This window comes from Roseovarius aestuariivivens (assembly GCF_004761875.1).
In the GTDB taxonomy this organism is placed as follows: domain Bacteria; phylum Pseudomonadota; class Alphaproteobacteria; order Rhodobacterales; family Rhodobacteraceae; genus Roseovarius; species Roseovarius aestuariivivens.
Genome location: NZ_SJEY01000010.1, coordinates 67,021 through 88,162 on the forward strand (window position 1 = coordinate 67,021; position 21,142 = coordinate 88,162).

The following is a 21,142-nucleotide window of genomic DNA, read 5'->3' on the forward strand; positions in this document are numbered from 1 at the left end:
GCCACCGGGGCGGGGTGTGGCAGCGGGCTGTTGTGCTCCCGGATCCGGCAAGGCGGCAAGAACACAAGAATAAACCGACGTCCAAAGGGAGAACGACACCAATGACACTGAAAACCAAACTGATGTCCGCTGCGGCCTCTGCCGCCATGATCGCGGGCGCGACCGGGGCCTGGGCCGAGGCGCATGGCGAAATCACCGTGGGCTATTTCCTCGAATGGCCGATGCCGTTCCAGTACGCCAAGGTGGAAGGCATGTATGACGATGCGCTGGGCATGACCGTCAACTGGCGCGCCTTCGATACCGGCACCGCCATGAGCGCCGCGATGGCGTCAGGCGATGTGCAGCTGTCCGTCAGCCAGGGCGTGCCGCCCTTCGTTGTGGCCACCAGCGCGGGCCAGGACCTGCAGATCGTCGATGTGGCCGTGAGCTATGCCGAGAACGACAACTGCGTGGTGCGCGAAGAGCTCGAGATCGACAAGGACAGCGCCGGCGAGCTGGAAGGCAAGAAGGTTGCCGTGCCGCTGGGCACCGCCGCGCATTATGGCTTCCTCAAGCAGATGGACCATTTCGGCGTCGATATCTCGACCATGGACGTGGTCAACATGGCCCCGCCAGAGGGTGCCGCCGCTATCGCGCAGGGCGCGGTGGACATGGCCTGCGGCTGGGGCGGCTCGTTGCGCCGCATGAAGGAGCACGGCAACGTCCTGCTGACCGGCGCCGAGAAGGAAGAGCTGGGCATTCTCGTCTTCGACGTGACCAGCGGACCGGCGGCTTACATTGCGGAGAATCCCGACGTCGTGGCGAAGTTCCTGGCCGTGACGGCCGAGGCCAACGAGATGTGGAACTCGGGCGAGGGCGTGGACAAGATGCTGCCCGTGATCGCCAAGGACGCGGGCATGGATGAAGAGGCCACTGCCGCGACCATGGAAACCTTCGTCTTCCCCGGCGTGGACGAGCAGCTGGGCGCCAAGTGGCTTGGCGGCGGTGCACAGGAGTTCATGAAGGGTGTGGCGGACGTGTTCGTCGAGGCCGGCTCGATCGATGCCGCGCTCGAGACCTATGCCGACAACGTCAATATCGGCCCGCTTGAGGACGCCAGCGGCATGTGATGCCGGCGCGACCGTGACCTGACACGCGCGCGGGCCGTTTGGGCGGCCCGCGCGACGCCAAGAAACAAGTTCACAGGAACGGGGGCGGGATGTCTGCTTTAACCATCGACAAGGTGTCCATGCGGTTCGACCTGCCGAATGGCGGGCATGTGCAGGCGCTCAAGGATGTTTCGCTTGAATTGCAATCGGGCGAACTGATGAGCGTGCTGGGCCCGTCGGGCTGTGGCAAGACCACGCTTCTCAATATCGTGGCGGGATTCCTCGCGCCCACCGACGGGCAGATCGTGCTCAACGGGCACCAGGTGACCGGCCCGGACGCCGAGCGCGGCATGGTCTTTCAGCAAGGCGCGCTGTTCGAATGGATGAGCGTGCGCGACAACGTAAGTTTCGGCCCTCGGATGAAGGGGCAGAAGCGCGCCGAATACGAGGGCAACGTCAATCACCTGCTCGACGTGGTCGGCCTTAAGGATTTCAAGGAAAAGGCGGTTTACGAGCTGTCGGGCGGCATGCAGCAGCGCGTGGCGCTGGCGCGGTGCCTGGCCAATGACCCGGATGTGATCCTGATGGACGAACCGCTGGGTGCGCTGGACGCGCTGACGCGCGAGAAGATGCAGGGGCTGGTGCTGAAGCTCTGGAAGGAGACCGGCAAGACGATCATCCTGATCACCCACTCGGTCGAAGAGGCGCTGTTGCTGGGCGAACGCCTGCTGGTCATGGCGCCGCGCCCGGGACGCATCCACAAGGAATACCGCCTGCCCTTCGCCGACGAGGGTGTGGGCAAGGACCTGCGAGAGGTCAAGAAGAACCCCGAATTCGGCGAACGCCGCGAGGAGATCCTGTCGATGATCTGGGACATGGAGGAAGAGATCATGGGTCGCACCGAGGAGGCCGACGCATGACCATCCTGATCATCTATATCGTCATATTCGTCGCGTCCTTCTTCGTCGTGCGCTTCGGCGTGCGGAAATTCCGCCAGATGAAGGATTTCACTTCGCTCAAGACGGTGACCTTCGGCGACGAAAGCGCCGTGCGGCCCGACCGCTGGGCGAGTGTCATTTCGGTGGTCACGGTGTTCCTGCTCTGGGGGGCGTTCACCGGGTCGAAATGGGTGCCGATCCACGCGCCCGGGCCGTTCATCGGCGAGACGTCGTTCACCTACACGCTGGAGGGGCCGGATGGCGCCACCGACGACGCCACGGTTTATGCGCGGGTCTTCGAGGTCGGGCAGGACGTGGACCCGGCCGAGGTTGACGCAGGGGACGGCTTTGCCAAGAACGATTCGATCGCCGTGGGCGCGTGGCGCTCCGACCTCATCCTGATGGATCGCAACGACGAGGTGACGCGCAAGGACGGCGCCAAGGTGATCGCCATCGACGGCCAGGCGGTCAACCCGGGCGACACCGTGCGCGTGGCTGACGGTACGGTCGCGATCACGTCGAAAGGGTCGCTTAACTTTGCGCCGGCCAAGGGCATGCAGATGGAGCCGATCTGGTTGCCGCCGCCCGAGGCCGTGGTGGCCCGGGTGGGGGAAATCGCCAGCGAAGGCTATCAGAACTTCACCCTGTGGGAGCATCTTTACTGGTCGCTTTTCCGGGTGATTGTCGGCTTCTTCTTCGGTGCGCTGGTGGGCATCCCGCTGGGCTATGCGATGGGCCTGTCGGACTGGTTCCGGGGCTGGTTCGACCCGATCGTGGAATTCATGCGGCCGGTGCCGCCGCTGGCGCTTATCCCACTGGTGATCATCTGGGCGGGGATCGGCGAGACCGGCAAGATCATCCTGCTGTTTCTCGCGGCCCTCTGGATCATGACCATCTCGGCCCGGGCGGGCGTGTCGGGCGTGGCGATTTCCAAGGTGCATGCGGCCTATTCGCTTGGCGCCTCGAAGTGGCAGCTGATGCGATACGTGATCATGCCGAATTCGCTGCCCGAGATCTTCACCGGAGCGCGGGTGGCGATGGGGGTCTGCTGGGGCACGGTGGTGGCCGCGGAACTGGTCGCCGCCGAGAAGGGCGCGGGCATGATGATCATGGTCGCGAGCCGCTTTCAGCTCACGGATATCGTGATCATGGGCATCATCCTGATTGGGGTCATCGGCTATGGTATCGATATCCTGATGCGCAAGGCCGAGACGTGGCTTGTGCCGTGGAAAGGGCGCGTCTGACGCAGCGCACGCCCCGGACGCCGGGGAAAGGGGGCGCGGCCCACACGGTATTTCGACCAGGACGAAAGCCGGTTCAGCGTCTGTGATGCCGGGTGTGCAAATCTTGATGCGCAAGACGGCCGAAACCGGTTTTCCTTGGGCGTGCGATGCCTAATTTAGCGGGCATGACGCTTGAACTTTATACCGCGCTTTTCGTCTTCGCGCTGGTCACCGTGATCACGCCGGGGCCCAACAACCTGATGCTGATGGCGTCGGGCGCGAATTTCGGCTTTCGCCGCACGGTGCCGCATATGCTGGGCATCGGGCTTGGTTTTCCGACCATGGTTCTGCTGGTCGGCGTGGGTGTGATGCAGCTCTTCGATCTCTGGCCCGTCAGCTACATCCTCCTCAAGATCCTGAGCGTCGCGTATCTGCTGTACCTCGCCTGGAAGATCGCCAATGCCGCGCCCCCGAAAGAAGCCAGAACCGAGGGCCGACCGCTGACCTTCCTGCAATCGGCGGCGTTCCAGTGGGTCAATCCCAAGGCCTGGTCCATGGCGCTGTCGGCGATCACGCTTTATGCCGCCAGCCGGGATCTGGGCGCGGTGATCTGGGTGGCCGGCACCTATGTGCTGGTGTCCACCGTGTCGGTCACAAGCTGGACCGTGCTGGGCCAACAGATGGGGCGGCTTTTGCGCAGCGAGGCGCGGCTGCGGATCTTCAACCGGGTGATGGCGATCCTGCTGGTGGCGACGCTTATTCCCGTGCTACTGCCCGGATCATGACGCTGATCCTGCTGCATACCGCCGAGGTGCATCGCGCCACTTTTGACGCGCTGCGCGACCGGATCGCGCCCGGGACAGGGCTGCGCCACGTGGTGCGGCCCGGCTGGCTTGCGCGGGCGCAGAAGGACGATCCGACGCTGGAGGCGGATCTTGCCGGGGCGATCGGGCGCGCCACGGGGCCGGTGATCTGCACCTGCACGACCCTTGGCCCGATGGCCGAGATGCTGGGCGCGATCCGGGTCGACTGGCCCATGATGCAGGCCGCCGCCGCGCTTCAAGGCCCGGTGATGCTGGCCTTTTGTCTGGAAAGCGCCGCCGCGCCGAGCGTGGCGCTTCTGGACCGGGCGCTGGAGGCGGCGGGCACGCCCCAAAAGGTATTGCCGCTGCCGCTGGTGCCCTACTGGCCGCTGTTCGAAGCCGGGGAGCTTGACGCCTTTGCCGCCGTGATCGCGGGGGAAATCCGGCAGGCCGTCGCCGCGCATCCCGAGACGGCGGGCGTGATCCTGGCGCAGGTGTCGATGGCGGGGGCCGCGCCCCTGCTGGCGGATCTGGGCGTGCCGGTGCTGAGTTCGCCCGAGCTGGCGCTGCGCGCGGGGCTTGCGGCACAAGCCAGTTGATCCCCCCGCGCCATTCCATATATGCCCTTGACCAAAGGAGAGCCCGGGCATGACCAATTACCTCGACTTTGAAAAGCCGCTGGCCGAGATCGAAGGCAAGGCCGAAGAACTGCGCGCGATGGCGCGGTCGGGCGAGGGCATGGACGTGGAGGCCGAGGCCGGCGGGCTGGACCGCAAGGCCGCTGACATGCTGCGCGATCTCTACAAGAACCTCACGCCGTGGCGCAAATGCCAGGTGGCGCGCCACCCCGAGCGGCCGCATTGCCAGCATTACATTGAGACGCTGTTCACCGAGTACACGCCCCTGGCGGGAGATCGGAATTTCGCAGATGACCAGGCCGTGATGGGCGGGCTGGCGCGGTTCAACGATGTGCCGGTGATGGTGATCGGCCACGAAAAGGGGCACGACACCAAAAGCCGGATCGAGCGCAATTTCGGCATGGCCCGGCCCGAGGGTTATCGCAAAGCCATCCGCCTGATGGATCTGGCGCACCGTTTCGGCCTGCCGGTCATTACGCTGGTCGACACGCCCGGCGCCTATCCCGGCAAGGGCGCCGAAGAGCGCGGCCAGTCCGAGGCCATCGCGCGCTCGACCGAGATGTGCCTGCGTCTGGGCGTGCCGCTTGTGTCGGTCATCATCGGCGAAGGCGGATCGGGCGGGGCGGTGGCCTTTGCCTCGGCCAACCGCGTGGCGATGCTGGAGCATTCGGTCTATTCGGTGATTTCGCCCGAGGGCTGCGCGTCGATCCTGTGGAAGGATTCCGAGAAGATGCGAGAGGCCGCCGAGGCGTTGCGCCTGACGGCGCAGGACCTCATCAAGCTGGGCGTGGCCGACCGGGTTATCCCCGAGCCGCTGGGCGGGGCGCATCGCGACCCAAAGGCGGCCATCGGGGCGGTCGGGAAGGCGATCCAGGCGATGCTGGACGAGCTGAAAGGCAAGACCCCCGAGGACCTGATCCGCGACCGGCGCGAGAAATTCCTGCAGATGGGCGCCAAGGGCCTCGCGGCCTAACCGGCCAGACGCAGCAGGATCCAGCCTGCGCCGGCGATATGCGCCAGCGTGATCCCCACAGACAGCCCGTGCAAACGCTTGAACCGGCGGGTGTTGCCCGCATCGGTGGCGGCGTTGATCGCGGGCATCAGGACCTGCCGCGCGAAAACGGTGCTGAGTGCTATGGCCGTCATTACCGCCGCCGAAACCGGATCGAGCGGGAGCGTCAGCGCACCGGCCAGCACCGCGCAGCCGAAGACGAAGAGGTAGAAATGCGGAAATGCCCGGCGCAGAAGCGGCCCGGCGGTGTCGGCGGGCAGCGCGGTGAAGAGAAACGCGGCGAAGCCGAAGGCATAAAGCACCATGCCGCCGAAAAGCAGCGCGGTGAGCAGAAGTGCGATTTCGGTCATGTCGCCCCCGGTTTGTCGGCGCGTCCGATATAGATCACGGTCTTCATTGGCAGCGTGCCGAAGGTAAAATCGAGCCGCCGGTTGATCCCACGCGGCCCGAGACCGGTCATCGGCCCGGGGATGAGACCGGCGCGGGTCATCGCCTCGGACAGTTCAGCGGGTTTGATGAACATCGCCGGATCATGCGTGCCTTTGGGCAGAAGCCCGAGGATGTCCTCGGCCACGGTGATCGTCGCTAGCCGCGCGATGGGGTTGCGGTTGATCGTGTCGAAAAGGAAAAGCCCGCCGGGCTTCAGCACGCGCATCACCTCGCGCAGGACCTGATCGAGATCCGACACGTGTTCGAGGACATCGACGCAGACCACCGTGTCGAACGCGGCATCGCGATAGGGCAGGTCCTCTCCGACGCCGGTGTCATAGCGGATCTCGTGCCCCTCCTCTCGCGCGTGGGCGCGGGCGGCGTCGATGGCGCCCGCGGCGGGGTCGATCCCGGTCATCTCTGCGCCGCGCTCCGCGATGGCCTCGGCCATGAAGCCGCCGGCGCAGCCCAGATCGAGCACCGATTTGCCGGCCCAGTCGATCTGTCGGTCGAAGAACGACAGCCGCGCGGGCACCAGATTTTTCAGCGTCCGGACCCAGCGGATATCGTCGGACCACCAGTGGGCGGCGACATCGTCGTAGATCTCTTGCTTGTTGCGGTTGGGGTCTCTCATTCGCGCCACCTCTGGCCGGGTTTCGGGATCATGTAGGGCACCTGCGCGCGATACCGTTTGAACCGCTCTCCGAACATGCCCGAGAACCGCTTTTCCTTGAGCCGGGGCGCGGCCACGCAATAAGCGGTGTAGCTTATCGCGAGGAAAAGCTGATCGGGGGTCCAGACCGGCACCGTCCAGAGCGTGAGCGCGAAGGACACGTAGATGGGCTGCCGGATATGGCGGAAAAGCCCGGTCGTGGGCATGTCGGGGAAGCGCGGTTTGATCTTCTGGATGAGCGACATCCACCCAAGCGCGCCGGACTGAAGCTCTGCGCCCGCATCATAGCTCGCCTTGATCAGCAGGAGCCATGAGCCGGCATAGGCGGCGCAAATGATCCAGAAGACAGCGCCCTCGGCCCGCCACCAGACGATGCCCGACGGCGTCCAGAGCGTGAAGAGCGCCAGAAGCTGCAGCGAGGCGATGATGGCAAAGCTGGTGGTGGCCAGCGTCTTGCCGTAGCGGGCCGGCCCCAGCTTGTTGAGAGCCGCCATGCCGCGTTTCGTCAGTAAAAGCGAATGGGCCAGCGGAAACTGCGCAATGAGCGCAGCATTGGCCAGCCATGCCCAAGGCTTCGGCACGGTGCCGAAGCTTTCGCTCATCCCGAAGAACATGGCGACGATCATGGCGATCACGCCGGCGGCGAAGGTCAGGTGACAGACCACGCCATAAAGAAGCGCGACGGCGATCCGCCCGCGTCCGGGCGGCGGGTGGAAGATGCCGGTGAAAAGCTGCCAGAAACGCTGCAGCGGGGTAAGGACACGCTCGGTCATGAACGTGGCAATTAGGCCGGGCGCGGGCCGCTTCTAGGGCGGCCGACAATCGGTCGCGGTCTATGCCTTGGCTCAGCGCGCGGTGCGGCGCAAAGCGATCAGGGTAAGGGCCGGGCCGATAAGCTCGAACGCGACGGTGGTGCCGACGGTCACGGTCAGGATCAGGCCGCCCAGCTCGGGAAAGTCGCGCGCCGCGACCAGCGCCATGCCCACCGCGACGCCCGCCTGCGGCAAGAGCGCCACCCCGTACCAGCGGCGTTCCCGGCGGGAGGTGCGCGCCAGCGAGGCGCCGAACCAGCCGCCCAGTACGCGCCCGGCCAGACGGGCCGCGATATAGCCCGCGCCGATCAGCCCGGCCTGACGCAGCTGATCAAGCTCCAGCGACGCGCCGGCAAGAATGAAAAAGAGCAGCATGAAGGGCCACTGGATATGCTCGATCTCGTGGAAGGCGCGGTCGTGATGGCGCGCGACATTGGCCACCACCGCGCCCGCCGTCATGCCCGCCAGCAGGAACGACACCCCGGCCCAGATGGCGATCCCGGCGGTCAGGAACGTGACCCCCAGCGCCTCGACCAGAAGCGGCTCGCCTTCCTGCACCCGACCGGTCAGGATCGCCGCGGGCCAGCCGATCGCCAGGCCTAGCGCCAGCGCGCCGCCGATTTCCCATGCCGCGCGGGCGAGCTGGTTCGTGCCGGTCGTGCCGGTCAGCGCCAGCGCGAGGACCGCCGCCAGTGAAAAGGCGATCAGCCCCCAGGCGTCGTCGATGGCCACGATGCCGCGCAGCCGGTCGACAAAGGGACCCTCGGCGCCGGATTGGCGGATAGCGTCCTGCGTGGCGGCCGGATCGGTCGCCGTGGCGATGGCCCCCAGCAGAAGTGCGGCCTGCACCGGCAATCCCAGAAGCCACAGGCCCCCGGTGACCACCAGCGCGCAGACCACCACCATGGATAGCGAGATGAGCAGGATCGCCCGCCCGTGCCGCGCCAGCGTGTCGCGGGTGAGAGAACTGCCCAAGAGAAACGCCACCATCGTAAGGGCCGTGACCGACAGGAAATCATAAAGCGCCTGCGCCTCGGGCGGGACGAGGTTCAGGCCGGGTCGCCCGACGATCAGCCCGCAGGCCAGCAGCAGCGTCACCCGGGGCAGGCGGGTGCGCCGCCCGATCCAGTCAGCGGCAAGACCGGCCAGGAACAGAAGACCAAGGGCGATCAGAAGCGTGGCGATCTGCGCTTGTTCGGGCATGGGGTCGACCTAGCCCAGCAGCATCTTGAGGCCTTGCGTCACGTCCGACCGCACCGCGAGCCTCAGGCCCGGCTCGTCGCCGGCCTTGAGGGCGGCGATGATGAGCCGGTGATAGCGTGGCGGCTCTTTCTGGCGGAGCCGGCCGTAAAGCGCGCGCATCGTGGGCCCGAGTTGCAGCCAGACGGTTTCGGCCATGGCCAGCATCGCGGGCGCCTGCGCGCGCAGGTAAAGCGTGCGGTGGAATTCCAGGTTGGCCCGGATATAGCCGACCGCATCCTGATGGGCGATCTGGTCGGCGACACGGGCATTGATGAGGTGCAGCCGGTCGATCAGCGCGATGTGCGCGCGCGGCAGGGCGCGGCTGGCCAGCTCCACCTCGATCAGCGCGCGCAGCGCGGCCAGTTCCTCGATCCGTTCGCTGCCAAGCTCCGGCGCGGTGACCCGGCCCGAGCTTGAAACGCTGAGCGCGCCCTCGGCCGACAGGCGGCGCACCGCCTCGCGCGCGGGCGTCATCGAGACGCCGTATTCGGCGCCGATGCCGCGCAGGGTCAGTGGCTGACCGGGGCTGAGTTCGCCATGCATGATACGGCCGCGCAGCCCGCGATAGACGCGGTCATGCGCCGAGCTTGCCGGGGCGGCGGCTGCGGGCGTGACGGGATCGGGGCGGGGCGGGACGTTCATGTGCCATTTGTGATCACAGATGGCAGGCGCGTCAATCTTTGAAACGGTAGCGATGCAGGGCGCCGCCCTGCGCGCGCAGCCATGCCCGGGGCGCGTTATAGCCCGGCATGAGCCGCGCCACGGTGTCCCAGAAGGCGCGGGAATGGTTCATTTCGGCCAGATGCGCCACCTCGTGCGCGGCCACGTAATCGAGCACCTCGGGCGGCGCCATCACCAGCCGCCAAGAATACATCAGCCCGCCGTCCTGCGTACAGGACCCCCAGCGCGAGCGGGTGTCGCGCAGCGTGATCCGCGAATAGGGCCGGCCCAGCGCGGCGGCGTAACGGTCCGATGCCTTTGCCAGCCGGTCACGCGCCGTCGCCTTGAGCCAGGCCTGCACACGCCGCGCCGCCGTCGCGGCCTCGCCCGGCACGTAGAGCAAGCCGTCCTCCAGCCGCACGCGCCGCCCCGCGCCGGGCTGCAGCGTGACCGTCTCGCCCGCGACGGGGATCCGGGCGCCCAGCCCTACGACGACGGTTTCGGGCTGGCGCGCAAGCTGGCTGCGCAGCCAGCCGGCCTTGGATTGCGCGAAAGCCAGCGCCTCGCGCTCGGCCACGCCGCGCGGCAGAGTCAGCGTGACCTTGCCGTCCACTCCCGAGACGCGCAGCGAAATTTGCCTGGCCCGGCCCGAGCGGCGCAACTCGACCGGCACAGGGGGGTTGCCGGGCAGAAGGTGATGGCCCATATGACGTCGCACTCCGTGATCTTCGCCGCCCGTCGCTAAAGGCTTTGACAGCTTACCCGACTTATGGCAGGTGGCGCGGATCGTCCGCAAGACATGTCAGATGCCAGAGGGAACCATCATGCCCAAGGAAGAATGGGGCGTTAAGCGCTTGTGCCCGACCACCGGGAAACGCTTCTACGACCTGAACAAGAACCCGATCGTCAGCCCCTATACCGGCGAGGTGGTCGAGCTGAACACCGGCAAGAGCCGCTCCATCACCGCCGATGCCGAGGATGCCGAGACCAAGAAGATGAAGGCCAAGGATGCCGAGACGGACACCGTGGCCGACGATGATGACGTGGATGTCGATGTCGACCTGGACGACGATGTTCTGGACGATGACGACGAGGACAACGTGTCGCTCGACGAGATCGCGGACGTGGCCAAGGACGACGACGACAACTGATCCGCGAGGGTCGGAAACGGGCGGGATTTTTCCCTTGATCCCGCCTGCCGCTTTCCGTAGATAGCGGCGCACGATGGGCCCGGCGGGGCCCGTGGCACGGGGCCTTAGCTCAGCTGGGAGAGCGCTTGCATGGCATGCAAGAGGTCAGGGGTTCGATCCCCCTAGGCTCCACCAACTTCCGACAAGTCAATCGATGGCACAGTCGCCCCGTTGCGCTGCGCAATGCCGTGTTTCCGTTGCTTGCAAACCTGTGTCGTTGCTGTTCACAGCCGTCCCGCGGGATCCGGACCGGGCAAGGATCCGTTCTGCAAGGCGGGCCAGCCTCGTTGTGTCGATGACGTTCGCATCCGCCGGACAGCGTCGCTGGGCCTGCTTCCCCCAAGGTTGAAGCGGGCTCTCGACCCCCGTGGCAGAATGGTCCCTGTCGGGCCGTCCGGTCACAGAAGGCTTTACAGACGGGGAAGATCGAAAACATACTTTTCACGGCCCAGTCGCCCTGGACGTGCAACCCGCGTGGCCGGACCGGACGTTTCGAACCCGAGCGTATGTTGATTACAGGACCCGACACATCCTCCGACAAGAAAGCCGCGATCCTGAGCGCCACGACCAAGTTGCTCATCTCGGACGGGCTGAACGCGCTCTCGTTCGAGGCCGTTGCGGCAAAGGCCGGCCTATCGCGCCAGCTTGTGCGTTACTATTACCCCAGCCTCGACGCCCTGATGATCGCGGTCTGCGACCACCTGGGCGCGGCCTATCGCGATCTCCTGATCGCGGGGATCGTCGATTTGAAGCAGGTCGAGCGCCTGCCGTTTTTCCTCGATTTCTTCTTCGATCTCGCCGACGGCCACAAGATGCCCGACAACCTCGAGGCCTATGACGCCTTTCTCGCCTATTCCGTCACGTCCGAGGCGTTCCGCGAGCGGCTTTGCTCGACCTACAAGACGCTGGGCGATGTGATGGTGCACGAACTGAAAATCGCCTATCCCGACCTGCCGGGCGCCGCCTGCAAGGAGCTGTCCTGTCTTTTTGTGCCGCGGCCGGCGTCCTCGCTGCTGTTGCGGACCGTTGCCGGCAGTCTTTTGGGGGCGAGGCGTGTGTTCCGTCGCGGGTGAGTGGTGACGGGGTGGCGAGGGCCATGGGGGACGTCACCGCGTTCCCCATCGGGCCCTGAAGGATGCGCCGGCCCCCTCCGCCGGCGCATACCCAATCCGACCGCGCATGTGTGATGCCCTGCCCGGTCGGCATGATTTTCAGGCTGGCGACCCCGGCAGGATTCGAACCTGCAACCTGCCCCTTAGGAGGGGGCTGCTCTATCCAGTTGAGCCACGGGGCCGCGTGGGGCGGTGATAGCCGTCCCGGTCGCGCATGTCACGCCTCAGAATGTCTCGGAGATCGGATAGATATAGACGAGATAGAGATAGAAGAATCCCATCGACAGCACGAGGATCACCAGCCCGACGACATTCGATGAGATCGACACGCCCTTCTCGCTTCCCGAGAGGTCGGTGTTCATGTCCAGTGGTTGCCCCGTCGCGCGCGCCTGTTCCAGGCCCAGCCGGAACTGCATCCAGGAAAAGACGAGGCCCGCGATGACAAGGCCGATCACCGTCCAAAAGATGATCCGCGAGGAGGTGAGTTGCCACGCGAAGACCTCTGAGCGGTGCTCGAAGCCCTGCTTGCGATAGGTGAACTGCGCCCGAAGCGCGTTGGCGTAGGCCTCGGTGAAGAGCTTTGTGTAGGTATCGAGAAAGGCCGCTTTCTGCGCCTCGGTCGCCGTCTCGTAGAAGGCGGTCAGGCTGGCCAGGTTGCCCGCGATGTCGGGCTGCGCGGGAAGCTTCGGCGTCGCGTCCTCGCGGGCTTCTTCTTCGGCGGCGAGGATCGCGGCGTTGATGTCGCGCGCGCCGTCCTGCGCGCCGTCCTGCGCGGCGACGGCGCCGGCTAGGGCAAGGCAGAGGATGACGGCAAGGCGGATCATCACGGGCCCTCCATGATTTTGCGCAGCACGCGCAGTTTGAAAAGCGTGCTGTCGAAGAAGTCGCCGGTGGCGGCGGTCTGCAGTGTCTCGTGTTCGTGCGGCAGCAGGATGCGCTCGCTCAGCTCGTCGACCGTCTCGGTCAGGGCGTTGGCCCAGTCGCTATGCGCCTGCCCGAGCGGCGGCAGCGCGTCGCCCTGCACCTGCAGCATCGAGATCATCGACACCTCGACCTCGCCATCGGGATGGGTGATGCGGCGGAAGCTGCCGTCGATCGAAGCCTCGATCAGCGTGCCATCGGGTTCGAGGTGCTCATAGTACCCCTCTTCGTTCAGGATCTGGTCGCGCGGCAGGAGCTTGCGCCAGTCGATGGGCGCGCGGAACGACGCGCCGGTGGTGCAAAAGGAATCCCCGGGGATGCGACCCGACGCCTTCCAGGCGCTCAGGATGCCGTCGCGTTCCTCGGGCCGCAGCGAGCCCACCGCGATCGCGTACCACCCATTTGAGGATGGGAAGACCTGCATGAATTTCCGGCTGACCGCCTCGGTCAGGATATAGTTGCGCGTATGCGCCAGCGACGGCTGCGAGGACACGACAAGCATGCACCGGCCCGCGGGAATGGGGGCGAGCGGATCCTGCGCGAGGGCCTGGGGCACGGGAAGAAGCAGTGCCGCGACAAGCGCGGCAAGGATGAAACGGATCATGGCAACAACTCTCTCAAATATAAGGAAGCCTACCACAACCAAGGCGCGACCGGCAACAGGCGGATCCGGCGCGCCCGCCGCGCGAGACGCTTGCGCGGCTTGTCGTGTTTGCGGTAACAGGGATGGGTTCCGACCAACCAGACAGGCCGCTTCGTGACCAGACAGGAGAATCGCCCGCTGACGCTGCGCGACGTGTCCGAGGCCTCGGGCGTGTCGGAGATGACGGTCAGCCGCGTGCTGCGCAATCGCGGCGACGTGTCGGACGCCACCCGCAAGCGCGTGCTGGAGGCGGCGCGCGCGCTGGGCTACGTGCCAAACAAGATCGCGGGCGCCCTGGCCAGCCAGCGGGTCAATCTCGTCGCCGTCATCATCCCGTCGATGTCCAACATGGTCTTCCCCGAGGTCATGACCGGCATCACCGAGGTGCTGGAGGAAACCGGGCTGCAGCCGGTGGTGGGCGTGACCGGATACCTGCCGGAAAAAGAGGAAAAGGTGCTTTACGAGATGCTGTCGTGGCGGCCCTCGGGCGTGATCCTCGCGGGGCTGGAGCATTCGGACGCGGCCCGCGCCATGCTGCGCGGCGCGGGGATCCCGGTGGTCGAGATCATGGATGTCGACGGCACGCCGGTTGATTCCGTCGTGGGCATCTCGCACCGGCGCGCCGGACAGCAGATGGCGCAGGCGATCGTGCAGGCGGGCTATCGCAAGATCGCGTTCCTGGGCACCAAGATGCTGCTCGATCACCGGGCGCGCAAACGGTTCGAGGGCTTCACCGAGGCGCTGGCCAAGGCGGGCGTCGAGGTGGCCGACAGCGAGTTCTATTCGGGCGGCTCGGCGCTGGCCAAGGGGCGCGAGATGACGCGCGATGTGCTGGCGCGCACGCCGGATCTGGATTTCATCTATTATTCCAATGACCTGATCGGCGCGGGCGGCCTGCTGTACCTGCTGGAGCAGGGCATCGACATCCCTGGCACGATGGGGCTGGCCGGGTTCAACGGAGTGAACCTTCTGCGCGGTCTGCCGCGCGAGCTGGCCTCGATGGATTCGTGCCGCCACGAGATCGGGCGGCTGGCTGCCGAGATGATCGTGGAGCGCGCGCAGAAGGGCGGTGCGCCCAAGCGCATCGTGCTGGAGCCGCGGATTTCGCACGGCGACACGCTGCGCCACGGCTGAGGTCGCAAACGCGCCCCTCTCTCTGCGATTGGGTCGTTTCCGGACCAGACCTGGTGCGCCCGTGGGCCAAGGATGGCCGGACGGACAAGCGCGGGAGAACGCCATGAAAGTCGGGTTTATCGGTCTGGGCAATGTCGGCGGCAAGCTGTCGGGGTCGCTCTTGCGCAACGGGGTGGATCTGCAGGTGCATGACCTAGACCCGGCCCTGGTCGAAGGGTTTGTGGCGCGTGGCGCGACTGCGGGGGGAAGCCCGCTGGCGATGATGCAGGCCTGCGATATCGTCATCACCTGTCTGCCAAACCCGGCCGCATCCTCGGCCGTGATGGACGAAATGCTGCCGGCGGTGCGCGACGGCAAGACATGGTTGGAGATGTCCACGACCGACGCCGCCGAGGTCAAACGGCTTGGCGAAAAGGTGATCGAGATGGGCGGCGCGGCGGTGGATTGTCCGGTCTCGGGCGGCTGTCACCGGGCCGACACGGGCAATATCGCCATCTTCGCGGGCTGTGATCGCGCCACGTTCGAACGAATCCTGCCGGTGCTGACGGTCATGGGGCGCCGGGTGTTGCACACCGGCGATCTGGGCAGCGCCTCGGTGCTCAAGGTGATCACCAATTACCTCGCCACCGCCAACCTGCTGAGCTGTTGCGAGGCGCTGGTGACGGCGGCGGGTGCGGGCATGGATCTTGCCACCGCCTATGAGGCCATCGCGATCAGTTCCGGCACGTCGTTCGTGCACGAGACGGAAAGCCAGGTCATCCTGAACGGCAGCCGGGATATCTCGTTCACGCTCGATCTGGTGAAAAAGGATATCGGTCTCTTTCAGGACGTGGCCGACCGCGCGGGCGTGCCGCTGGAACTGAACCCGCTGATGCAGCGCATCATCGAGGACGGCATCGCACGCTTCGGCCCGCGCGAGCTGTCGCCCAACATCATCCGGCGGCTTGAAGAGGCCACCGGGCTTGATATCCGCGCGCCGGGCTTTCCGCCTTTCATGACGGATGACGAACCCGAAGAGCCGGGATACGAGGTGCGGCCGCGCACCGCCTGACACTGCCCCCCGCGCGTTAACCCATCGGGGTCCGGCCTGTGGTAGGATTTGGAAACAATTAACCATGTGACCGGTTATTGTTTGACCGAATGGCCCAGCTGTGACCACCTTTCGACGGGGTAGTGTGGACGAAAGCGGATGTTTCTTCTCGCAGGGATGATGGGCATGATGGCCGTGGGCGCGGCGGCGCTTTGGGGTCTTGAAGACGTGGGTGCCGTGCGCGAGGAACCCGAGGACGACACCGCAGAGACCGCGCGGGATACGCAAGAGCCGGCACAGGCCGGCAGCGCGTCGATCATGGACATCGCGACCGCGACAGATCCCGAGACCGATCCAGAGGGCGACGACTGGACCGTGCAAACCGGCACAGTGACCGCCGACACCATGACCGGGACCGCGATCAACGATTTTCTCAACGGCTATGACGGTGACGACACGATCGACGGCGCGGGTGGATCCGACGCGCTGCGCGGCGGTGGCGGCGCGGATGACCTGTCGGGCGGCGATGGCGACGACAGTCTGCACGGCGAGGCTGGCGCGGACAGGCTGAGCGGGGGCGAGGGCGCGGATTCCCTTTACGGGCATGGCGGTGACGACGCGCTGGACGGCGGCGCGGGCGACGACAGCCTGTCGGCGGGACAGGGCGACGACACGCTTGAGGGCGGCGACGGGAACGACGCGCTGCACGGCTATCTGGGCAATGACAGCCTTGATGGCGGGGCAGGCGCGGACACGCTTTTCGGCGGGTACGGCAACGACATGCTGACCGGGCGCGAAGCCGGTGCTGACGCGGTTCAGGCGACGGATTACCTCAATGGCGGTCCCGGCGACGATGTTCTTGTCGCGGGCGGCGGTGACATCGTCACCGGTGGGGCGGGCGCGGATCAGGTCGTGCTGGGCGATTGGCTTTCGCAGGCGCATCAGGCCGAAGTGGTCGATTTCTCGACCGAGGAAGACAGCCTTGTGGTGCTGTTCGACGACACCGAGGACCCCGATCCGGAGCTGAGCGTGGAACAGGACGAGGAGGACACGGCCCTGCACCGCGTGCTGCTCAACGGGGTGGCCATCGCCCAGGTGCACAGCGCCGGAGGCCTGAGCCTTGACCATATCGCTCTGGTGCCGCATCAGTCTGCTTGACGGGGCCGCCTGACGCGCCCCCGTGAGACGGCAATCTATTGCCGCTTCCCTTTCAGCGCCGAATCTCCTATACGCCCGCAACCGCCGCAGACGAACCGCGGCGTCTCCCACAGGACCTTGCTGGACGACATCCCGGCTTGCGCCCTTCACCCTTGACCCGAAAGGAGACCCCGATGTCGATTACTGTTGAAGAAAAAGCCCGCGTGATGAAGGACTTCGCGACCAAGGAAGGCGACACCGGTTCGCCCGAGGTTCAGGTCGCCATCCTCACCTCACGCATCTCGACACTGACCGAGCATTTCAAGACCCACAAGAAGGACAACCACGGCCGCCGTGGCCTTCTCAAGATGGTCGCCCAGCGCCGCAAGCTGCTGGATTACCTCAAAGCCAAGGACGAGGCCCGCTACCTCGACCTGATCAAGCGCCTCGGCATCCGCCGCTAAGCCGCGCCAGATAAACGTTTTGCACGGCGTCTGCCCTTCCGGGCAGGCGCCGTTCTTCTTGGCACTTGTCCATCGCCGCACCCCGAGAAAAGCTGCGCGCAGAGTGCATAGCTCACTTGCGCAGCCAGTGATTGTTTCACGCGTGCAAAGTCTTACCTTGGATGGCAAGGGAGGACAGGCAAGCGGAGCAAGCGATGCAGTCCTTTCTCAGGCAACTGAAAACCCTATTCGCACCGATGCAGGCTGTTGGCCATCCCGCGTCCGGCGCGCCGACGCAGGGACATGGCCTTGCCTTGCCCGAAATCCTGCGCCGTCCGCTGCGGCGTCTTGTGGCCCGGCTGAGCCGGCAGGTCGCGCTTGGGCCAGATGACACCGGGCGCATCATCGCGCATTATACCGCCCTTTCGGTCACGGATCGAACGGCGCGCTTTCACGGCATCATGACCGCCCAGGCCATCGCGGACCGCTATTGCACGCTCGACTGGACCCGCGCGCGCTTTCTCGGGATCACGTTTTTCGGACGTCTCTTGGCCCTGGCCGAGATCGGCGATTTCGGCGATGCCCACGAACCGGGCAGCGAGATCGCGGTGTCGGTCCTGCGCGGCTGGCAAGGGGTCCATCTGGGCGAGCGCGTCCTGCGGGCCGCCCTGCGCGATGTCAACGCGGTGCATCACCTGCCCGCCCATGCGATCACCCGGCGCGACAACATCCGCTTCATCCGTCTGGCGCACAAGCTGGGGGCGACGGGCCGCGTGGCGGATGGCGAATACGATGCGGTCTTCGCCGCGCGCTGAGAAGGCCGCGGCGCCGGGCGGCGCGGCATGCCCGCGCGCCCCGGGATTTTCAGGGTTTCAAAATCGCCCGCTTTCCTGTAACGGCAATCCCATCTGAAACGTGACGCCTTAGACCCCGGCGCATGGCATGGTAGACAGGGGTCGGCGGCAATGGGGCCGCCAATGAAACGGAGGACCCGGGATACGCCCGGGAGTGCCTCCAGCCAGGACACCGATAGATACATGTTCAACGAAGTGAAAAAATCCATCCAGTGGGGCGAGGAAACGCTGACACTGGAAACGGGCAAGGTTGCCCGTCAGGCAGACGGGTCTGTCATCGCCACGCTGGGCGAAACCACCGTCATGGCGAACGTGACGTTCGCCAAGCAACCGCGTGAGGGACAGGACTTCTTCCCGCTCACGGTCCACTACCAGGAAAAATACTATGCCGCGGGCAAGGTGCCCGGCGGCTTCTTCAAGCGCGAGGCGCGTCCGACCGAGAAAGAGACGCTGACCGCGCGTCTGATCGACCGTCCGATCCGCCCGCTGTTCGTGCCGGGCTTCAAGAACGAAGTGCTGGTGATGTGCACCGTGCTGAGCCATGACCTCGTCAATGACCCCGACATGGTCGCGATGATCGCGGCATCGGCGGCGCTGACGATTTCGGGCGCGCCCTTCATGGGCCCGATCGCGGGCTGCCGCGTGGGCTATAGCGACGGCGAATACGTGCTGAACCCCGATGTCGAGGACATGCACGACCTGCGCAACAACCCCGAGCAGCGGCTCGACCTGGTTGTCGCGGGCACGAAGAATGCCGTGATGATGGTCGAATCCGAGGCCTACGAGTTGACTGAAGAGGAGATGCTGGGCGCGGTTACCTTCGCGCACGAGCAGATCCAGCCGGTGATCGACCTGATCATCGATCTGGCCGAAGAATCGGCGAAAGAGCCGTTCGACTTCCAGCCGCCGGATTATTCCGACCTTTACGAGGCCGTGAAGGCCGCCGGCGAGCAGAAGATGCGCGACGCCTACGCCATCACCGACAAGCAGGAGCGCACCAGCGCCGTGGCCGCGGTGAAGGAAGAGATCAAGGCAGCTCTCTCGGAAGAGCAGCTTGAGGATCCCAACCTCGGCTCGGCTCTCAAGAAGCTGGAATCCGGCGTTCTGCGCGGTGACGTGGTCAAGAACGGCCGCCGCATCGACGGTCGCGCGCTCGATCAAGTCCGGCCGATCGTGGCCGAAACCGGCATCCTGCCGCGCACGCATGGTTCGGCGCTGTTCACCCGCGGTGAGACGCAGGGCCTTGTGGTCACGACGCTGGGCACCGGCGATGACGAACAGATCATCGACGCGCTGCACGGCAATTTCCGCTCGAACTTCCTGCTGCACTACAACTTCCCGCCCTATTCGGTCGGCGAAGCCGGGCGCGTCGGCCCTCCGGGACGGCGTGAGATCGGTCACGGCAAGCTGGCGTGGCGCGCGCTGCAGGCAGTTCTGCCGGCCCCCACCGATTTCCCCTACACCATCCGCGTTGTGTCCGAGATCACGGAATCGAACGGATCCAGCTCCATGGCGTCTGTCTGTGGCGGATCGCTGTCGATGATGGATGCGGGCGTGCCGCTCAAGGCGCCGGTCGCGGGCGTGGCCATGGGTCTCGTGCTTGAAGACGACGGATCCTACGGCATCCTGACCGACATCCTGGGCGACGAGGACCACCTTGGCGATATGGATTTCAAGGTGGCGGGGACCGAGAACGGGATCACCTCGCTGCAGATGGACATCAAGGTCGCGGGCATCACGCCCGAGATCATGAAAACCGCCCTGGCCCAGGCCAAGGACGGCCGGATGCATATCCTGGGCGAGATGAACAAGGCGCTTTCGAGCGCCGGTGAATTCTCGATCCACGCGCCGCGCATCGAAACCATGCAGATCCCGACCGACAAGATCCGTGAAGTCATTGGCTCGGGCGGCAAGGTGATCCGCGAGATCGTCGAGGTTTCGGGCGCCAAGGTCGACATCAACGATGAGGGCATCATCAAGATCGCCTCGCCCAACGGCGACGCCATCCAGAAGGCCTATGACATGATCCACTCGATCGTGGCCGAGCCGGAAGAGGGCAAGATCTACAAGGGCACCGTCGTCAAGATCGTCGATTTCGGCGCCTTCGTGAACTTCTTCGGCAAGCGCGACGGCCTTGTGCACGTGAGCCAGATCGAGAACCGCCGCCTGAACCATCCCTCGGATGTGCTCAAGGAAGGCCAGGAGGTCTGGGTCAAACTGCTGGGCTTTGATGACCGCGGCAAGGTCCGCCTGTCGATGAAAGTCGTCGACCAGGAGACCGGCGAGGAAGTCAAGAAAGAGGCAGAAGCCGAAGGGTAATTTCGGCTTTCCTAAAGACAGGACCCCGGCGGTAACGCCGGGGTTTTTTTATGGCGATTCGTAACGTAGCGTCACGCGGGGACGGCCCCAAAAGTCAGGTTTTCCTTACGGGACAGGTCCGTTTGTTTTTCCCATGTAGCGGGCAACGATCCGCGCACTATAACAACCAAGAGAAGCGGATCCGGTCGCGCCACCACTCACGGACTATCCGGCGCACCGCGGGGAGCCCCGGCAGACGTGCCGGGGCTTTTCTGTGTCCGGCTCAGACCGGCAGGGCGGTGGTCTGGCGCACGGTGCGCAGCGCAAAGCTTGATTGCATGGTCGAGACGCCCGGCAGCCGCGTCAGGTACTGGCGATGGATGCGTGCGAAATCCTCGGTATCCTCGACGGCCAGCTTGAGTATGTAATCCGCGGTGCCCGCCATCAGGTGGCATTCCAGCACGTCGGGGATGCGTTTCACAGCGGTCTCGAAGGCGTCCAGGATCTCTTCGGACTGGGTGCTGAGCGTCAGTTCGACGAAAACGATGGTCGGCAGACCCATGCGGCGCGGATCAAGCAGGGCGACGTAGCCCCTGATGTAACCCTCCGCCTCGAGCCGTTGCACACGGCGATGACAGGCCGAGGCCGACAGATTCACCGCCTCGGCGAGTTCGGCATTCGAGATCCGGCCGCTCTTTTGCAGAACGGCCAGAAGACGGCGATCCATCGTGTCGAGACTCATTTTCGCAAATACCTTTCGCGGAAAAGCCGCTTAATCGTAGATCCTTCGAAAGTATCAATCGAAGGTGGCAAAAATATCAACCCGTTTGCAAGCCTGCCGGTGCATTTTGTACCCAAGTCC

23 protein-coding genes and 2 tRNA genes are annotated in these 21,142 nt (G+C 65.4%); 15 read left to right on the forward strand and 10 right to left on the reverse strand.

Going from position 1 to position 21,142, the window contains the following annotated elements; translation table 11 throughout:
- Nucleotides 1-101 precede the first annotated feature (101 nt).
- From EZV60_RS15710 to EZV60_RS15735, 6 genes are all read left to right on the forward strand, one after another.
- Nucleotides 102-1,109, forward strand: a complete 1,008-nt coding sequence (locus tag EZV60_RS15710) for a taurine ABC transporter substrate-binding protein (protein WP_135506563.1) — start codon at nucleotides 102-104, stop codon at nucleotides 1,107-1,109.
- Nucleotides 1,110-1,198: 89 nt separating this feature from the next.
- A complete protein-coding gene (locus EZV60_RS15715; RefSeq protein ID WP_135506564.1) occupies nucleotides 1,199-2,008 on the forward strand; it encodes a taurine ABC transporter ATP-binding protein in 810 nt (269 codons plus the stop codon).
- Entirely contained in the window at nucleotides 2,005-3,270 is a 1,266-nt protein-coding gene (locus tag EZV60_RS15720) for an ABC transporter permease (protein WP_135506565.1), read from the forward strand. Before EZV60_RS15715 ends, EZV60_RS15720 begins: the two co-directional genes overlap by 4 nt.
- A 164-nt stretch (nucleotides 3,271-3,434) precedes the next feature.
- A complete protein-coding gene (locus EZV60_RS15725) occupies nucleotides 3,435-4,034 on the forward strand; it encodes a LysE family translocator (protein ID WP_210115112.1) in 600 nt (199 codons plus the stop codon).
- Complete coding sequence (locus EZV60_RS15730; protein ID WP_210115113.1) at nucleotides 4,031-4,651, forward strand: hypothetical protein; 621 nt, start codon at nucleotides 4,031-4,033, stop codon at nucleotides 4,649-4,651. Before EZV60_RS15725 ends, EZV60_RS15730 begins: the two co-directional genes overlap by 4 nt.
- A 49-nt stretch (nucleotides 4,652-4,700) precedes the next feature.
- Nucleotides 4,701-5,663, forward strand: coding sequence for an acetyl-CoA carboxylase carboxyltransferase subunit alpha (locus EZV60_RS15735; RefSeq protein WP_135506567.1), 963 nt, complete (start codon nucleotides 4,701-4,703; stop codon nucleotides 5,661-5,663).
- Here the strand turns inward: EZV60_RS15735 and EZV60_RS15740 are convergent.
- From EZV60_RS15740 to EZV60_RS15765, 6 genes are all read right to left on the reverse strand, one after another.
- On the reverse strand, nucleotides 5,660-6,052 hold the full coding sequence (locus tag EZV60_RS15740; protein ID WP_135506568.1) for a DUF4149 domain-containing protein: 393 nt from the start codon (nucleotides 6,050-6,052) through the stop codon (nucleotides 5,660-5,662). The genes EZV60_RS15735 and EZV60_RS15740 overlap by 4 nt on opposite strands.
- Nucleotides 6,049-6,765 carry a bifunctional 2-polyprenyl-6-hydroxyphenol methylase/3-demethylubiquinol 3-O-methyltransferase UbiG gene (ubiG, locus tag EZV60_RS15745; RefSeq protein WP_135506569.1) on the reverse strand — a complete coding sequence of 239 codons (717 nt, stop codon included), beginning with the start codon at nucleotides 6,763-6,765 and terminating at the stop codon, nucleotides 6,049-6,051. Before ubiG ends, EZV60_RS15740 begins: the two co-directional genes overlap by 4 nt.
- Nucleotides 6,762-7,577: a methyltransferase family protein gene (locus EZV60_RS15750; RefSeq protein ID WP_135506570.1), complete on the reverse strand. Its 816-nt coding sequence runs from the start codon at nucleotides 7,575-7,577 to the stop codon at nucleotides 6,762-6,764. The genes ubiG and EZV60_RS15750 overlap by 4 nt, the downstream gene beginning before the upstream one ends.
- Nucleotides 7,578-7,649: 72 nt before the next feature.
- Nucleotides 7,650-8,819, reverse strand: a complete 1,170-nt coding sequence (locus EZV60_RS15755; protein ID WP_135506571.1) for a cation:proton antiporter — start codon at nucleotides 8,817-8,819, stop codon at nucleotides 7,650-7,652.
- Nucleotides 8,820-8,828: 9 nt separating this feature from the next.
- Nucleotides 8,829-9,500 carry a GntR family transcriptional regulator gene (locus EZV60_RS15760; protein ID WP_135506572.1) on the reverse strand — a complete coding sequence of 224 codons (672 nt, stop codon included), beginning with the start codon at nucleotides 9,498-9,500 and terminating at the stop codon, nucleotides 8,829-8,831.
- Nucleotides 9,501-9,531: 31 nt separating this feature from the next.
- Nucleotides 9,532-10,224, reverse strand: a complete 693-nt coding sequence (locus EZV60_RS15765) for a M48 family metallopeptidase (protein WP_135506573.1) — start codon at nucleotides 10,222-10,224, stop codon at nucleotides 9,532-9,534.
- A gap of 118 nt (nucleotides 10,225-10,342) precedes the next feature.
- Here EZV60_RS15765 and EZV60_RS15770 point away from each other — a divergent pair, with 118 nt between their 5' ends.
- The 3 genes from EZV60_RS15770 (at nucleotide 10,343) to EZV60_RS15780 (ending at nucleotide 11,781) form a co-directional block, all read left to right on the forward strand.
- Nucleotides 10,343-10,669, forward strand: a complete 327-nt coding sequence (locus EZV60_RS15770; protein WP_135506631.1) for a TIGR02300 family protein — start codon at nucleotides 10,343-10,345, stop codon at nucleotides 10,667-10,669.
- Between the two features lie 98 nt (nucleotides 10,670-10,767).
- Nucleotides 10,768-10,843, forward strand: a tRNA-Ala gene (locus EZV60_RS15775).
- 371 nt (nucleotides 10,844-11,214) lie between these two features.
- Nucleotides 11,215-11,781, forward strand: coding sequence for a TetR/AcrR family transcriptional regulator (locus tag EZV60_RS15780; protein ID WP_135506574.1), 567 nt, complete (start codon nucleotides 11,215-11,217; stop codon nucleotides 11,779-11,781).
- Nucleotides 11,782-11,925: 144 nt separating this feature from the next.
- On the opposite strand, the gene EZV60_RS15785 is transcribed toward EZV60_RS15780, so the two are convergent.
- From EZV60_RS15785 to EZV60_RS15795, 3 genes are all read right to left on the reverse strand, one after another.
- Nucleotides 11,926-12,002 (reverse strand) — tRNA-Arg (locus EZV60_RS15785).
- A gap of 42 nt (nucleotides 12,003-12,044) precedes the next feature.
- Entirely contained in the window at nucleotides 12,045-12,644 is a 600-nt protein-coding gene (locus EZV60_RS15790) for a hypothetical protein (protein WP_135506575.1), read from the reverse strand.
- Nucleotides 12,644-13,345, reverse strand: coding sequence for a hypothetical protein (locus EZV60_RS15795; RefSeq protein WP_135506576.1), 702 nt, complete (start codon nucleotides 13,343-13,345; stop codon nucleotides 12,644-12,646). Before EZV60_RS15795 ends, EZV60_RS15790 begins: the two co-directional genes overlap by 1 nt.
- A 153-nt stretch (nucleotides 13,346-13,498) precedes the next feature.
- Between EZV60_RS15795 and EZV60_RS15800 the strand changes: the two genes are divergently transcribed.
- From EZV60_RS15800 to pnp, 6 genes are all read left to right on the forward strand, one after another.
- Nucleotides 13,499-14,518, forward strand: a complete 1,020-nt coding sequence (locus EZV60_RS15800) for a LacI family DNA-binding transcriptional regulator (RefSeq protein ID WP_135506577.1) — start codon at nucleotides 13,499-13,501, stop codon at nucleotides 14,516-14,518.
- A gap of 103 nt (nucleotides 14,519-14,621) precedes the next feature.
- Nucleotides 14,622-15,569, forward strand: coding sequence for an NAD(P)-dependent oxidoreductase (locus EZV60_RS15805; RefSeq protein WP_135506578.1), 948 nt, complete (start codon nucleotides 14,622-14,624; stop codon nucleotides 15,567-15,569).
- Nucleotides 15,570-15,707: 138 nt separating this feature from the next.
- Nucleotides 15,708-16,706, forward strand: a complete 999-nt coding sequence (locus tag EZV60_RS19475; RefSeq protein WP_135506579.1) for a calcium-binding protein — start codon at nucleotides 15,708-15,710, stop codon at nucleotides 16,704-16,706.
- 173 nt (nucleotides 16,707-16,879) lie between these two features.
- The gene (gene rpsO, locus EZV60_RS15815) at nucleotides 16,880-17,149 is read left to right on the forward strand and encodes a 30S ribosomal protein S15 (RefSeq protein ID WP_135506580.1); all 270 of its coding nucleotides are present in this window, start codon (nucleotides 16,880-16,882) and stop codon (nucleotides 17,147-17,149) included.
- Between the two features lie 194 nt (nucleotides 17,150-17,343).
- Nucleotides 17,344-17,943: a hypothetical protein gene (locus EZV60_RS15820; RefSeq protein WP_135506581.1), complete on the forward strand. Its 600-nt coding sequence runs from the start codon at nucleotides 17,344-17,346 to the stop codon at nucleotides 17,941-17,943.
- A gap of 222 nt (nucleotides 17,944-18,165) precedes the next feature.
- A complete protein-coding gene (pnp, locus tag EZV60_RS15825; protein WP_135506632.1) occupies nucleotides 18,166-20,301 on the forward strand; it encodes a polyribonucleotide nucleotidyltransferase in 2,136 nt (711 codons plus the stop codon).
- Between the two features lie 262 nt (nucleotides 20,302-20,563).
- Here pnp and EZV60_RS15830 read toward each other — a convergent pair whose 3' ends face one another.
- Nucleotides 20,564-21,022: an Lrp/AsnC family transcriptional regulator gene (locus tag EZV60_RS15830; RefSeq protein ID WP_135506582.1), complete on the reverse strand. Its 459-nt coding sequence runs from the start codon at nucleotides 21,020-21,022 to the stop codon at nucleotides 20,564-20,566.
- Between the last annotated feature and the right edge of the window lie 120 nt (nucleotides 21,023-21,142).